Source organism: Dietzia sp. WMMA184 (assembly GCF_002441635.1).
GTDB lineage: Bacteria > Actinomycetota > Actinomycetes > Mycobacteriales > Mycobacteriaceae > Dietzia > Dietzia kunjamensis.
In genome coordinates, this window is sequence record NZ_NXEI01000001.1 from 855,710 (window position 1) to 869,427 (window position 13,718).

Genomic DNA, 13,718 nt, shown 5'->3' on the forward strand with positions numbered 1-13,718 from the left:
GTGAGGAGATGAGCGCGATCCCCGCCAACCCGTCTGACGGTTCACTGGCCGACGTCATGCCGTCAGTTGCTGCGGCCCTGGGGCTTGACCTTCGCAACCCCCTGCACCTACCGCCGGCTCGGGACGCAGTACTCGTACTCATCGACGGGCTTGGTGCGGAGCTCATCCGCCAGCACGCCGAGGAGGCCCCCACCCTCGCCGCGATGACCAGCCGCATGATTTCCGCAGGTTTTCCCTCGACAACTGCGACCAGCCTGACCAGCCTCGCGGTGGGTGCCCCGTGTTCCAAACACGGCATCGTGGGATACAGCTTCCGGATCTCCGGCGAGTCCGGCGGTCCGCCAGCGTCGTTCAATCCATTGCGGTGGACGGTCGAATCGTCGAGCGGCCCCTCGGCGATGGATCGCTTCCCGCCCCGACAGGTTCAACAACAGCCGAGCATTCTAGAGCTGCTTGCCGCTGACGGGGTCGATGTCACCTACGTCATGCGAGAGGATTTCCGCGAGTCGGGACTGACCCGCGCAGCGTTCCGGGCGGGGGGCGACTATCGGGCGGCGAGCACCCTTGACGAAGTCCGCCAGGGAATACTCGACACCTTCAGTCAGCCATCTCGCGCTCGACGGTTCGCTTACGCCTACTTCGGCGACCTCGATCTCATCGGCCATGTCCACGGGCCAGGGTCTCCCGAGTGGCTGCAGTCCCTGCGCGCAGTGGACAGGTGCGTCGCGGACCTCGCGACTGACCTGCCCCGCGACTGCAGGCTCATCTTGACGGCAGACCACGGGATGGTCACTGCTGAAACCGTTGTCGACATAGACGCGGCGCCGACGCTGCTCGCCGACGTCGAGACCGTTGCCGGCGAGCCCCGAGTGCGCCACGTCTACGCGCGACCGGGATCGGCCGACGATGTCCTGGACACGTGGCGATCAGAGTTGGCCGGGCGAGCCCGGGTGATCAGTCGTGAGCAGGCACTCGACGAGCACCTCTTCGGACCCGACCGAGACCACGCCGATCGTCTGGGCGACGTCATCGGCATCGCCGCCGGAGGAGTGATTCTCGCGCGTACACAGCTCGAGAAGATGGAGTCATCCCTGCTCGGCCACCACGGGGCCAACACCACTGATGAACAACACATTCCGCTGCTCATTCGTTGACCCCGTCCCCGACCCGGCCGACCTCCGGGTCAGCAGGTGACGAGCTCGGTCGGGTCGCTCGTGGTGTCCAGCCACCGGCCGTACGCGGGCGGACCCACCGCTCGCACATCGCTGCACAATTCCCCACGCGTGTACCCCGACGGCCGGTAGACCGCGTAGATGACATTGCCGTTCTCATCGCGAGAACGCAGGGACGGGCACGCCATGTCGGTACGGAGGTAGGACGCCCCCGGGTGCCTCGACAGCGCGGAAGAGATCTCCTCCGAGTAGGCCCCCGGCGTGACAGCCGAATACAGGACCACGATTCCCCGGCCATCGCAGGCCGGCCTCGACATCGGTGTGGCCAGGCCCAGATCCCCCGCCGCGCCCTCAGATCGCGGGCACTCGTTCAGGAACGCGGCCAGTTCGGCGGGCATCCCGTCACCCTCCGCATCATCCGAGCAGATCCCCGAAGGAATGCCGGTATAGCGACTCCAGGTTCCGTCGGCGCGACCGAGGATGTACTGCGTGTCCCCGGCCGGTTCGCCGGCCGGAACGTCCACATGAGCGAGAGCCCAGTCGCCCAGGCACCGATCGATGTTCACATCCCGGCGGGTGATACCCGCTTCTGCCGCAATCTCGTCCGGGTCGCACGGCCCCACCCCCGCCACTCCTGCGCGCGTGCCGTTCCCTGTCGAGGCCGAGGGGGCGCCCTGCCTCGTCGTCCACGCTTCGGAGGGGGTCGTCGTGGGTGCGAAAGCCGCGCCCGGCTGGTCGTCGTCGGACGCGAGCAGGTACCCGACAGTGCCTGCGAGGGCGATCAGCAACACGACGATGAGCGCGCCGAGCGCCCAGACCACCGGAGAGCGACGCGCATCCTGCGGAGGCTCTCCGTACGAGGCGTGCCCCCACCCCTCGTTACCCCAGCCGGGTCCGTTGGGCGGACTACTCATGGTCACCACCAGCGACGGGGTCGGGTAACCGACCGATCCGATCTGAATGACGATCACTTTATCCGGTATCGCGAAGCGAGAGCCCCGGTTCGCCGACGGTCTCCCGAACGCGATGATGTCCCGACCACACTGCGCTGTCCTGAGCGTCCTGCGACCCGCGGCCCCCGGTTACCGGATGCGGACGCTGCCCTCCGTTACTACCGTCGGAGGCATGCGTGAACGCGCATGGCACGACCAGAGAGGAGCCCCGCGCATGAAGGCAGTCACCTGGCACGGCAAGCGCGACGTCCGCGTCGAGGACGTTCCTGATCCGAAGATCCAGGAGCCCACCGACGCGATCGTCAAGATCACGAGCACCAACATCTGCGGATCGGATCTACACCTGTACGAGGTGCTGGGTCCTTTCATGAACGAGGGCGACATCCTCGGCCACGAGCCCATGGGAATCGTCGAGGAGGTCGGCGCCGAGGTGACCGGGCTCAAGCCCGGGGACCGCGTGGTGATGCCCTTCCAGATCTCCTGCGGCCACTGCTACATGTGCGACAAGGGCCTGAACACCCAGTGTGAGACCACCCAGGTCCGAGACCAGGGTATGGGCGCCGCGCTGTTCGGCTATTCGGAGTTGTACGGCAGCGTCTCCGGCGGTCAGGCCGAGTACCTGCGCGTGCCGCAGGCCCAGAACACCCACATCAAGGTGCCGCACGAGCACTCCGATGACCGCTACCTCTACCTGTCCGACGTCCTGCCCACCGCGTGGCAGGCCGTGGAGTACGCCCAGATCCCCGACGGCGGCACGGTCGTCGTACTGGGCCTCGGGCCAATCGGGGACATGGCCGCGCGGATCGCCGCCCACCGCGGTCACCGTGTGATCGGCGTGGACCCGGTGGCCGAGCGCCGGGCCCGTCAGGCCCACCGTGGGGTGGAGGTCCTCGATCCGACCGACGTTCCCGGCGAGATCGGCGGTGCGATCCGCGACATGACCGATGGCCGCGGGCCCGACTCCGTGATCGACGCGGTGGGGATGGAGGCGCATGGCTCGCCGATCGCCAGCGCTGCGCACGCCGCCGTCGGGCTGATGCCGAAGTTCTTCGGCAAGAAGATGATGGAGAACGCGGGGGTGGACCGCCTCGGGGCGTTCTACGGGGCGATCGACATCGTGCGCCGCGGTGGGACCATCTCGCTCTCGGGCGTGTACGGCGGCACCGCCGATCCCATTCCGATGCTGACGTTGTTCGACAAGCAGATCACCCTGAAGATGGGCCAGGCCAACGTCAAGCGCTGGGTTCCGGAGATCATGCCGCTGCTCACCGACGACGACCCGCTGGGCGTCGACGACTTCGCCACGCACAGGCTCCCACTGGCCGATGCGCCCCGCGCGTACGAGATGTTCCAGAAGAAGGAGGACGGCGCCGTGAAGGTGGTCCTCGAGCCGTGACGGAACTCGCCGGACTCCTCCTGGTCCGCCACGGCCAGAGCGTGGGCAACGTCGCCGACGACAACGCCCGTGCCGCCGGCGCCCACCGTCTCGACCTGGACCACCGTGATGCCGACACCCCGCTGTCGGAGTCGGGAGTGGGGCAGGCTCGGGCAGTAGGCGCCTGGCTCGGCGGATTGCCCGAGGACGCCCGGCCGACGGTGTGGCTGACCTCGCCCTATCGCCGTGCGGCGGACACCGCCACGGCTGCGCTCGAGGCGGCCGGCGACACCGAACCGGGCGGCGGGGCGGGTGGCCCCGGGCTGCTCACCGACGAGCGACTACGGGAGCGCGACCTGGGGATCCTCGACGGGTTCACCGGCCGCGGCATCCGGGAGCGGTACCCGGAGGAGGCAGAGCGACGGGACCGGATCGGCAAGTTCTACTACCGCCCGCCGGGTGGTGAGAGCTGGACCGACGTGTTGCTGCGCGTGCGGTATCTGCTGACGGACCTCCGGCAGCAGTACGCGGGCGAGCGGGTCTGCGTCTTCAGCCACCAGGCCGTGATCATGTGTTTCCGGGTTGCCTTGGAGCAGTTGGCTGAGGAGGAGGTCCTCCGGGTCGACCGCGAGGACCCGCTGCCCAACTGCTCGGTGACGATCTATCGCCAGCGGCAGCTCGCACCGAGGCAGCACCGCCCGGGGCGGCACGAATCGGTGGGGCACCACCCCGGCAGCGCTGGGCTCGAGCTGCATAGCTATGCCGACACGACGGCCGTGGAGCGCGGCCATGCGCCCACCACGCGGGAGTCGCCTTCAGGGAACGAGGAGGCGGCGAGATGACCGGCGAGGTGAGCAGCGAGTCGGTCCTCACGCACCATGCGCTGCGGGACTGGGCGCTCCCCTCCCCCGGTGGTGGAAAGGAGGGCCGCGGGCGGGTGCTGGTCGTCGGTGGCAGCAGGTCCACCCCGGGCGCTGTGCTGCTGGCCGCCGAGGCGACGCTGCGGTGCGGGGCCGGCAAACTACAGATCGCCACCGCCGGGTCGGTGTCGTCGTCGCTGGCGATCCACATTCCCGAGTCGAAGTCGATCGGTCTGCCCGAGGACGACGCCGGTGAACTCACCGCCGCGGGGGCGGACACGATCGTCGAGCTCGCCGAGGGGTGTGACGCCGTGGTGCTGGGCCCCGGGATCTGCGAGAAGGTCGCAGCGGTGGACTTGCTCTCGGACGTCGTGCCCCGGCTGGACACCACCCTCGTGCTTGACGGGCTGGGGATGGCCTACGTCACCGAGAACCCCGGCGGACTCGCCCACCTCGACGGCCGCGCGGTCCTCAGCCCCAACCCCAAAGAGCTCGCCCGGACCCTCGACGTGCCGGAGGACGACGTGGAGGCCGACACCCCGGGACACGCCGTGGCGCTGGCCGAGCGCGCGGGGGCCGTGGTGGTGACCGGCACCGCGACGTCGTGGATCGCCGGCCCGGACGGCCGACTCTGGCGGGACGAGACCGGTTCGTTCGGGCTGGGGATCTCGGGATCGGGTGACGTCAAGGCCGGGCTCATCGGCGGGCTGCTCGCCCGGGGCGCCGAACCCGCCCAGGCCGCCGCGTGGGCGACCCACAGCCACGGGCGGGCAGGGGAACGATTGTCCGCCCGGATCGGTGCGACCGGCTTCCTCGCCCGCGAACTGCTGGCCGAGATCCCCGGCGTCCTGGTGGAACTCTCGTCCTGAACTGCTCCACGCGGAGGGGGAATCGTGCAGGTCCGAAGCCTACTCGTCGTGCGTCGTCCCTCCCGCAGCCCGGTGTCGACGACCGCCCGCAGCGTCGTCGCCGTTGTTCTCACCTCCGCCGTCACCACCCTCGCGGCCGCATGCGGCGGACCCATACCCAAGGACACCGACGGCAGCCTCGCGCGCATCACCGACGGCGTGCTCCGAGTGGGCGTGTCGGAGAACCCACCGTGGACCGAGGTATACGACGACGGCCGCGTCGCCGGTCGGGAGGTCGACCTCGTCACCGGCTTCGCCGGAGCCCACGCTGCGGACGTCGAGTGGACGCCGGGCGCGGAGAGCGAACTGGCAATGGCGATGGCCCGCGGTGACCTCGATGTGGTCGTGGGTGGGCTGACCTCCGACTCGCCGTGGGAGAAGGAGGTCGCACTGACGAGGCCGTACACCGAGGAGGTCACCCCGGACGGGGACACCGAGAAGATGGTGATGGCCACTCCGCTCGGGGAGAACGCGCTGCTGGTGGCGTTGGAGACCTACCTCGCCGAGGCCGGGGGTGCATCGTGAGTGACGAGAGGGACAGGGGCCGGGGCGAACACGCGGTGGCGGGCGTGGCCTCGGGGCTCGGTCGCGACGACCTGCCCGTCGAGCAGCGGGCAGCGCTGCGCCGGGCGATCCGCCTGGAGTGGGCCACCCTCGCGGTGATGACCGTGACCGTCGCCGCGGTGTACGCGGTGTCGGGTCAGTCGCAGGCGATGAAGGCCGCGTGGATCGAGGACTCGCTGTCGCTGCTCCCGCCGACCGCTTTCCTCGTGGCGATCCGGGTCTCCCGCATGCCGCCGACCACCCGCTTCCCCTACGGCAGGCACCGCTCCGTCGGGATCGGGCACCTCGTCGCGGGGGTGGCGTTGCTCGCGATGGGGGCGTTCCTCGTCGTCGACTCCGGAACGTCTCTGGTGACCCGCGAACGCCCACCGATGGGGGTCGTGGTGATCGGCGGGCAGTTGATCTGGTCCGGGTGGCTGATGATCGCGGTGATGGCACTGTCCGTCGTCGGGCCGCTCATCCTCGGTCGCATGAAGACCGGTCCCGCCGAGGCGCTGCACGACAAGGTGCTCTACGCCGACGCCGACATGAACCGCGCCGACTGGAAGACCGGACTGGCCACCATCGTCGGTGTGCTGGGAATCTCGCTCGGCCTGTGGTGGGCGGACGCGGTGGCAGCGCTCGTGGTGAGTGCCTCCATCGTCCGGGACGGGTGGTCAAACCTGCGCGGGGCGATCGAGGGACTCGCCGATGCGCGACCCACCCGGTTCGACGGCACGGACCCGCACCCGCTCGTGTACCGGATCGACGAACTGCTGGCGGGCGTCGACTGGGCGGATGACCACGGCGCGCGGGTACGCGACGAGGGGCACGTCTTCCACGTCGAGGCGTTCCTCGTCCCGGCCCGCGGCCGGGAGATCACCGTCGAGCGGCTCGCGGACGTGCGCCGGAGGCTGGCGGAGCTGAGCTGGAAGATCGAGGACGTGGTGGTGACGGTGGTATCGGAGGTACACGACGCCCACCGGCCCTGCTGACCGGCTGCACGTCGTCGCCCGGGCTGGCAGGCTCGGGGTATGACCTCACTCGAGACCATCCGAACCGCCATCGACACCGCGACCGAGCCCGAGGCGCCGGCGCTGGAGCGTGCCCGCATGATCATCGTGGACAAGCTCGGCGAGCGGGACAGCCTGGCGCTCGACGAGCTCGTCGAATCCGTCTGCGAGGCGTACGAGGCGCCATCGGGCGAGCCGCTGCGGCTGGTCGACGTGGATCCGTCCGCGCCCGACTCCGACACCCCGGCCCTACGGAACCTGCGCTACGCCCGGGCCGCGCGCACGGCCATCATCGACCTGCTGGACGAGGGGACGATCGTGGCCGTCGATCCCCTGCCCGGCGACGGCGAGATGGTCCGCGCCACCGGCGAGGGGGACCCTGCCGGTGGTAACCACGACGACGGCAATGACAACAACGACGACGACGAGGTCACCGCCGCCAAGGAGACCACCGACGCGGCGGCCGCGAAGGCGGGAGCCGAGGAGATCGTCCTCGCGACGGGCCCGCAGCCCGAGGGGCGGCGGTTCGCGCTCGGGGACCGCTGACCCCCGGCCGGCGGGGTCGGGGCGCGAAAGGGACGACTACAGGGTGAGCGTCTCGTCCGGGTGGTCGGTGTCCTTGAGCGGCTTCTGGGCCCCGCCGGACAGGGTGGTCTCACCGATCCGGGCCTCCCGGTAGCGCTCCGCCTGGGCCTGCGTGATGGGCTCGCGGGCGCCGTCCTTGGCGTAGCAGACGGGCAGCCAGGCGCCCTCGTTGTCCAGGCGGGCGACGATGCGCTGCCGGAGCCGGAACGGCTGGATCGAGTCGGACCAGGCGACCAAGAGGTCGAGGTTCGCGCCGCGGGCGTCGGGCGTCGAGTCGCTGCTGCAGAAGTGCTGGACGCTGCGCCACACCGCGAACTGCGCGCCGGTCACCGCGAGCGGATCGACGGTCGGGGCCTTGGCCGTGCGGGCGGACCGAGTCGGCCGGGTGCTCCTGGCGGGTGCGGGCGGAGGCGGCGGCGAGGTGTTCTCCCCGGCCTCCACGCGGCGGCGGGCTTCCTCCATCCGCTGCAATCGTCGTTCCGATGCCGTGCTCTTCTCGCCTGAGTCCCAGAACCCCGTCATGGTCCTCGACTTTACGCGGACAGCGGCCCGTCGCCCGAGCCCGAAGGCGGCGGTGGGGCGGACCTCACATGTCCAGCCCCAGATCGAGCACCGCGACGGAGTGGGTCAGGCCCCCCACGGCCAGGAACTCCACCCCGCAGCGGGCGTAGTCGGCGGCCGCGTCGAGGGTCAGCCCGCCGCTGGACTCCAGGCGGGTGCCCGGTGCGACCGTGTCGCGGCGCTGGACCGCGATCTGGGTCTGCCAGACGGGGAAGTTGTCCAGCAGGACCAGGTCCACGCCCGCGTCCAACATCTGGTCGAGCTGCTCCAGGGAGTCCACCTCGACCTCGCAGGGCAGGTCGGGGAAGCGCTCGCGGACCGCGGCCAACGCCGGGAGCACCCCGCCGGCGGCCACCACGTGGTTGTCCTTGACCAGCACCGCGTCGCCGAGGCCCAGTCGGTGGTTGACCCCGCCGCCGCAGCGCACCGCGTACTTCTGCAGCAGTCGCATGCCGGGCATGGTCTTGCGGGTGTCGCGGACGGCGCAGTCCGTGCCGGCGAGCTCGTCGGCCCACGCCCGGGTCGCGGTCGCCACCCCCGACAGGTGACAGACGAGGTTGAGCAGGGTCCGCTCGGCGGTGAGCAGACCGAGAGTCGGGGCGCTGATCTCGGCCACCACGTCGCCGGCCGAGACGCGGTCTCCGTCGCGGGCGTGGCGCGTCACCGAGAAATCCGCCCGCCCCGGCTCGGCCCGGCCGAGCACCTCGGCCAGGACCATCTCGATCAGTGGCAGCCCGGCCACGACGCCGTCGGATCGGGTCGCGAGGCGGGCCGTGGCACGGGCGTCCGCGGGCACCGTCGCCAGCGACGTGGCATCCGGGCCGTATCGCAGGTCCTCCTCGAGGGCACGACGGACCGCGATCAGGGCGTCCGCACGGGTGTCGGGATCGAAGAGCTCGTCGTCGTCGGCCCCGGGTGCAGCGCCGCTCACTCCCCCGACCCCGGGTTGCCGATGGCGATCATCCGCTCGACGGACCCGCGCGCGGCCTCGGCCGTAGCGGGATCGACGTGCACCTCGTCGGCACCCTCGACGAGGGCGCGCAGGAGCGCGGCCGGGGTGATCATCTTCATGTAGGGGCAGCTGGCCTGGTCGTTGACCGGCAGGAAGTCGATCTCGGGCGCGGCCTTGCGCAGCTGGTGGATCATCCCGATCTCGGTGGCCACGAGGACCTCGCTGGCCCCCGAGGCGCGGGCGGCGTCGACCATCCCTCCGGTGGACAGGATCTTGACCTGATCGGCGGGGACCGCACCCTCGGTGGCCAGGTGCAGGGCGCTCGTCGCGCAGCCGCACTCGGGGTGGACGAACAGCTCGGCACCCGGGTGGGCCTCCGACTTGGCGGTGAGCTGGTCACCGTTGATCGCCGCGTGGACGTGGCACTCGCCCGCCCACACGAGGACGTTCTCGCGGCCCGTCTTGCGCCGGACGTGCGCACCGAGGAACTGGTCGGGAAGGAACAGCACCTCGCGGCCCGGGTCGATCGACTCGACGACCTCGACCGCATTGGAGCTCGTGCAGCAGATGTCGGTGAGGGCCTTCACCGCGGCGGTGGTGTTGACGTAGGAGACCACCACGGCGTCCGGGTGCTCGGACTTCCACTCGGCCAACTGCTCGGCGGTGATGGAATCGGCCAGTGAGCAGCCCGCGGCCTCGTCGGGGATGAGGACGGTCTTGTCCGGGGAGAGGATCTTGGCGGTCTCCGCCATGAAGTGGACGCCGCAGAAGATGATGGTCGACTGCTCGGCCTCCGCGGCGATGCGCGACAGGGCCAGGGAGTCCCCCACGTGGTGGGCGATGTCCTGGATGGCGGGGACCTCGTAGTTGTGGGCGAGGATCACCGCGTCGCGCTCGGCGGCGAGGCGGCGGATCTCGGCGGCCCACTCCGAGTCGGGCTCGACGCCCGTGTACACCGAGCCGTCATGGCGGATCCTCGCGGCCAGGGGCGAGTCGAGCCGCCCGACGGTGGTGTCCGGCCGCGGCGCGACCGTCGTGCCGTGTCCTGTGGCAGTGCTCATCGCTGCCCCCTCCCGGGTCGTTTCTCCGGGCCGATACGCCACCGGCCCCGTTTTCGACTTACAATCGAAAACATGATGCAGTGTAACACCGGTCACGAGGTGCTCGTCGTGGTGACCCAGGTCCGGCCGACTCCCGGCTCCACCGCACCGGCGCTCCACGTGATGCTGTGGCAGCACTCGCTCGGGCCGGCCGCCGGCCGGTGGGCGCTACCCGGCGGCGAGGTCCGCGACGACGAGGACCTGCCCGCCTCCGCCACGCGGCAGCTCGCCGAGAAGGTCGACGTACGCTCGCTCAGCCACCTGGAATCGGTCGCGGAATTCTCGGACCCCGCCCGCATACCCGGCCGGCGCGTGTTCGCTTCCGGCTTCCTCGGTGTCCTGCCCAGCGATGCGGATCCCGCCATCCCCGACGACACCGCCTGGTTCCGGGTCGACCATCTCCCCGACACCGTCTACGACCACGCCGAGATCGTCGCCCGCGCCCGCGCCCGCCTCGCCGCCAAGCTCTCGTATTCCACCCTGGGGTTCGCCCTGGCGCCCGTGGAGTTCACGCTGTCGCACCTCGCGCAGCTCTACGGCGCCGCCCTCGGCCACCCGGTGGACCCGACCAACCTCCAGCGCGTTCTGACGCGCCGCGGTGAGCTCGTGCGGTGCGGACGCAGCGCTCCCCCCGGGCCTACGGGCGGCCGGCCGGCGGCGCTGTACACGTTCGCCGAACGGCGCCTCCGGATCACCGACCAGTTCGCTACGCTGCGGCCGCCGGCGGGGGTGGGCTGACGGGTGCCTCGGGGTCGCCGAGGTACGCCAGCACCGCCACCGTGAACGCCGCGATCATCACCCCGAACACCATCCAGTCGAGCCCCGGCGGGAACCAGTCCCATGACGGGCCGGACGTGCCGAAGACCATGCGGTCGAAGAACAGACTCCCGACCGCCGGAGCCTGCCGGACCACCTCGCCGTAGGGGACGTCATCCGGGGGCGCCGCGACCACGTCTGCCAGAGGCGTCGCGGCCGCAGCCGCGATCGCGCAGGCCACACCCGGCAGCAGCACGAGCGCCGGGACGCCATCCGGCCGCCGCAGGTGCGTGTGACGCCGCCACAGGACCATGACCGCACACACGGTCGCGAACCCCGACAGGACGATGAACACGAGCAGCTGACTGCCACCGTCCACCCCCGAGTCCGGTAGCCGGAGTCCCCGGCCGTCACCGACCGACAACAGCTCCGCCCGGGGCGCCGCGACGATCCACAGCAGCAGCGCGACCACGAACGGGCCCACCACGCCGAGCAGCGTCGACGCCGCGAATCGGGCCGCACCGCCGCGGTGCGGGGCCGTGGTCGACGACGGCGGGGGCGACGATGTCGACGACGACGGGCTGGTCATGCGCACGGACTGTACCAACGCCGGTGGTGCCGACCCGTTGTGGTGTAATCGGACCCGGCTCCGCCGGTGTACGGCACGGTGCCCGGACGCCGGGCCGGGCCCCTACCGACCCACCGGACGACACGTCAGGAAGTACCCGCCAGTGGCCACCATCTCTCCTCCCGCGCCCGCTGGGCGGCGCCGCGGGAAGATGGCCTACCGACACGACATCGACGGGTTGCGTGGCCTCGCGATCGCGCTGGTGGTGGTCTTCCACATCTGGATGGGCCGCGTCTCCGGCGGCGTGGACGTCTTCCTCACCCTGTCCGGCTTCTTCTTCCTCGGCTCGCTCCTGCGCGGCGCCGGCGACCCCGGCACGCCGCTCTCCCCGCTTCCCCACCTGAAGCGGCTGGTCCGCAGGCTGTACCCGGCGCTGGTGGTGACGATCGCCGCCACGGTGCTGGGCACGGTGCTCATCAAGCCGCCCACCCAATGGTCGACGATCTTCGAGCAGACCGTCGCCTCGCTGCTGTACTACCAGAACTGGGAACTGGCGCTGACCGCGTCCGACTACGCCGCCGCCGACGCGACCATCTCCCCGCTGCAGCACCTGTGGTCCATGTCCGTGCAGGGCCAGTTCTATGTGGTCGCCCTGGCGGTGATCCTGGGCGGGACCGCCCTCTGGCGCCTGATCGTCCGCAGGGGCACTCCGAAATGGCTTCTCGTGGGTATCGTCGCCGCGGGCACCGCCGCCTCGGTGTGGTGGGCCGTCCTCGGACAGGCCGACAACCAGGCGTGGAACTACTACGACACCGGCGCCCGCATGTGGGAACTGCTCATCGGTGGCCTGGTGGCCATCCTGCTGGCCGGGATCGTCCTGCCATGGCCCCTGCGGCTGCTCACCACCGTCGCCGGACTCTTCCTGGTGGTGAGCACCGGCTTCTTCTTCGACGGCGCCGCCCACTTCCCCGGCCCGCTCGCCTGGTACCCCATCGGCGGCGCCCTGCTCATCATCCTCGGCGGCAACCTCCCGGTCGGGCAGCGCGCCACCCCGGCCAAGGACCCCGTCACCTGGCTCCTGTCCGGACGGGTGTTCCGGCGGCTCGGCGACATCTCCTACTCGCTGTACCTGTGGCACTGGCCGCTGCTCATCCTGTGGCTGTCCCACGACCGCGAAGCCGAGATCACGCTGGTCTCCGGCCTGACCATCATCGTCGTCTCGCTCGTGCTGGCGCTCCTCACCGAGAAGTACGTCGAGCGCCCGCTCCGCATGGCCAGCCGGGCGCGGGGACGCACCACCCCGGCGGCGGCGGCACGCGACCGGCAGCGGGGCGGCCCGGCCCGTTCGGCCCGTGAGCAGAAGCGATTCGTGGGGGCGAGCGTCGTCGTCGTCGTCGCCGTCGTCGCCAGCCTGGGGACCGTCGGCTGGTGGAGCGCCACCTCCGGCTCCCGTTCGTCCGTCCCGTACGTCGACTCCCTCACCGACCCGGGCCACCCCGGAGCGCGGGCGTTCTTCGAGGGCGTCCCCGCACCCGACGACGCCCCCTACGTACCCTCCCTGCTCCAGGTCGGCAACGACCTCCCCGCCAGCACCATGGACGGCTGCATCTCGACCTTCGAGTCGACGGAGGTCGAGATGTGCGTGTACGGCGACGTCACCTCCCCCCGCACCATCGCGCTCACGGGCGGGTCGCACGCCGAACACTGGATCAGCGGCCTCGACGAGGTCGGCCGGCATTACGGCTTCCGGGTGGTCACCGTCCTCAAGATGGGCTGCCCCCTCACGCTCGACGCCTCGGTCTCCGACGGCGATGAACCGCTGTACGAGAGCTGCGCGGAGTGGACCCCGGAGGCACTCGCCGCCCTCGTCGGACTGGATCCCGACTTCGTGTTCACCACGGCCACCCGCCCGGTCGGGGTCGTGGGCCCCGACGTCACGCCGCGCCAATACGTCGACCTGTGGCGCGCGCTCGGCGAGCAGGGCATCGGCGTCATCGCCATCCGCGACACCCCGTGGCTCAACCAGGGACGCGGACCCATCCGCGCCAGCGACTGCCTCGGCGCCGGCGGCACCCCGGAAGAGTGCGGCATGCCGCGGGAGCGCTCCATCTCCCCCATCAACCCCGCCGCGATCGCTGCCGCGGGCCTCGACTCGGTTCGGCTGCTCGACCTCACCGACGGCCTGTGCGACCCCGAGGACTGCCCCGCCGTGGTCGGCAACGTGATCGTCTACCACGACTCCCACCACCTCTCGGGTTCGTGGGTCCGGTCCGCCTCCGGGGAGCTGGCGCGTCAGCTGGGGCCCGCGACCGGCTGGTGGTGAACGGCAGGCGGTGACCTGCTGGTGGTGACCCGCTGGTGGGTGGCAGACG

General features: G+C 70.9%; 14 protein-coding genes. 9 read left to right on the forward strand and 5 right to left on the reverse strand.

Annotation, left to right across the window (positions count from 1 at the left end):
* Window positions 1-8: 8 nt before the first annotated feature.
* Window positions 9-1,154 (forward strand): alkaline phosphatase family protein, encoded by a 1,146-nt coding sequence (locus CK206_RS03975; protein ID WP_096905615.1) that lies wholly within the window; start codon window positions 9-11, stop codon window positions 1,152-1,154.
* A gap of 29 nt (window positions 1,155-1,183) precedes the next feature.
* Here the strand turns inward: CK206_RS03975 and CK206_RS20240 are convergent, their stop codons facing one another.
* Entirely contained in the window at window positions 1,184-2,143 is a 960-nt protein-coding gene (locus tag CK206_RS20240; RefSeq protein WP_254050468.1) for a hypothetical protein, read from the reverse strand.
* A 196-nt stretch (window positions 2,144-2,339) separates the two neighbouring features.
* Here CK206_RS20240 and CK206_RS03985 point away from each other — a divergent pair, with 196 nt between their 5' ends.
* From CK206_RS03985 to CK206_RS04010, 6 genes are read left to right on the forward strand one after another with little or no spacing between them, the layout of a single operon-like run.
* Entirely contained in the window at window positions 2,340-3,521 is a 1,182-nt protein-coding gene (locus tag CK206_RS03985; protein ID WP_096905616.1) for a zinc-dependent alcohol dehydrogenase, read from the forward strand.
* Window positions 3,518-4,342 carry a histidine phosphatase family protein gene (locus tag CK206_RS03990; protein ID WP_096905617.1) on the forward strand — a complete coding sequence of 275 codons (825 nt, stop codon included), beginning with the start codon at window positions 3,518-3,520 and terminating at the stop codon, window positions 4,340-4,342. Before CK206_RS03985 ends, CK206_RS03990 begins: the two co-directional genes overlap by 4 nt.
* Complete coding sequence (locus tag CK206_RS03995; protein ID WP_096905618.1) at window positions 4,339-5,229, forward strand: NAD(P)H-hydrate dehydratase; 891 nt, start codon at window positions 4,339-4,341, stop codon at window positions 5,227-5,229. Before CK206_RS03990 ends, CK206_RS03995 begins: the two co-directional genes overlap by 4 nt.
* Window positions 5,230-5,253: 24 nt before the next feature.
* Entirely contained in the window at window positions 5,254-5,793 is a 540-nt protein-coding gene (locus tag CK206_RS04000; RefSeq protein ID WP_254050469.1) for a transporter substrate-binding domain-containing protein, read from the forward strand.
* Window positions 5,790-6,806: a cation diffusion facilitator family transporter gene (locus tag CK206_RS04005; RefSeq protein WP_254050470.1), complete on the forward strand. Its 1,017-nt coding sequence runs from the start codon at window positions 5,790-5,792 to the stop codon at window positions 6,804-6,806. Before CK206_RS04000 ends, CK206_RS04005 begins: the two co-directional genes overlap by 4 nt.
* A 39-nt stretch (window positions 6,807-6,845) precedes the next feature.
* A complete protein-coding gene (locus tag CK206_RS04010; protein WP_096905620.1) occupies window positions 6,846-7,370 on the forward strand; it encodes a hypothetical protein in 525 nt (174 codons plus the stop codon).
* 36 nt (window positions 7,371-7,406) lie between these two features.
* Here the strand turns inward: CK206_RS04010 and CK206_RS04015 are convergent, their stop codons facing one another.
* From CK206_RS04015 to nadA, 3 genes are all read right to left on the reverse strand, one after another.
* Complete coding sequence (locus CK206_RS04015; protein ID WP_096905621.1) at window positions 7,407-7,931, reverse strand: hypothetical protein; 525 nt, start codon at window positions 7,929-7,931, stop codon at window positions 7,407-7,409.
* Window positions 7,932-7,995: 64 nt separating this feature from the next.
* Window positions 7,996-8,901, reverse strand: coding sequence for a carboxylating nicotinate-nucleotide diphosphorylase (gene nadC / locus CK206_RS04020; RefSeq protein WP_067713848.1), 906 nt, complete (start codon window positions 8,899-8,901; stop codon window positions 7,996-7,998).
* The gene (gene nadA, locus CK206_RS04025; RefSeq protein WP_096905622.1) at window positions 8,898-9,983 is read right to left on the reverse strand and encodes a quinolinate synthase NadA; all 1,086 of its coding nucleotides are present in this window, start codon (window positions 9,981-9,983) and stop codon (window positions 8,898-8,900) included. Before nadA ends, nadC begins: the two co-directional genes overlap by 4 nt.
* Before the next feature lie 72 nt (window positions 9,984-10,055).
* On the opposite strand from nadA, the gene CK206_RS04030 reads away from it, so the two are divergent.
* The gene (locus CK206_RS04030; protein ID WP_069389992.1) at window positions 10,056-10,760 is read left to right on the forward strand and encodes an NUDIX domain-containing protein; all 705 of its coding nucleotides are present in this window, start codon (window positions 10,056-10,058) and stop codon (window positions 10,758-10,760) included.
* Here the strand turns inward: CK206_RS04030 and CK206_RS04035 are convergent.
* Window positions 10,729-11,367: a hypothetical protein gene (locus tag CK206_RS04035; protein WP_216824116.1), complete on the reverse strand. Its 639-nt coding sequence runs from the start codon at window positions 11,365-11,367 to the stop codon at window positions 10,729-10,731. The two genes, CK206_RS04030 and CK206_RS04035, sit on opposite strands and share 32 nt — an antisense overlap.
* A gap of 190 nt (window positions 11,368-11,557) precedes the next feature.
* Here CK206_RS04035 and CK206_RS04040 point away from each other — a divergent pair, with 190 nt between their 5' ends.
* The gene (locus tag CK206_RS04040; protein WP_096905623.1) at window positions 11,558-13,669 is read left to right on the forward strand and encodes an acyltransferase family protein; all 2,112 of its coding nucleotides are present in this window, start codon (window positions 11,558-11,560) and stop codon (window positions 13,667-13,669) included.
* Window positions 13,670-13,718 lie beyond the last annotated feature (49 nt).

Bases quoted from the DNA above. Each gene is read 5' to 3' on its own strand.
- CK206_RS03975 (WP_096905615.1), top strand. From the start codon at position 9: ATGAGCGCGATCCCCGCCAACCCGTCTGACGGTTCACTGGCCGACGTC.
- CK206_RS04030 (WP_069389992.1), top strand. From the start codon at position 10,056: ATGATGCAGTGTAACACCGGTCACGAGGTGCTCGTCGTGGTGACCCAG.
- CK206_RS04040 (WP_096905623.1), top strand. From the start codon at position 11,558: ATGGCCTACCGACACGACATCGACGGGTTGCGTGGCCTCGCGATCGCG.
- CK206_RS03995 (WP_096905618.1), top strand. From the start codon at position 4,339: ATGACCGGCGAGGTGAGCAGCGAGTCGGTCCTCACGCACCATGCGCTG.
- CK206_RS04010 (WP_096905620.1), top strand. From the start codon at position 6,846: ATGACCTCACTCGAGACCATCCGAACCGCCATCGACACCGCGACCGAG.
- CK206_RS03985 (WP_096905616.1), top strand. From the start codon at position 2,340: ATGAAGGCAGTCACCTGGCACGGCAAGCGCGACGTCCGCGTCGAGGAC.
- CK206_RS04035 (WP_216824116.1), bottom strand. From the start codon at position 11,367: ATGACCAGCCCGTCGTCGTCGACATCGTCGCCCCCGCCGTCGTCGACC.
- nadA (WP_096905622.1), bottom strand. From the start codon at position 9,983: ATGAGCACTGCCACAGGACACGGCACGACGGTCGCGCCGCGGCCGGAC.
- CK206_RS04015 (WP_096905621.1), bottom strand. From the start codon at position 7,931: ATGACGGGGTTCTGGGACTCAGGCGAGAAGAGCACGGCATCGGAACGA.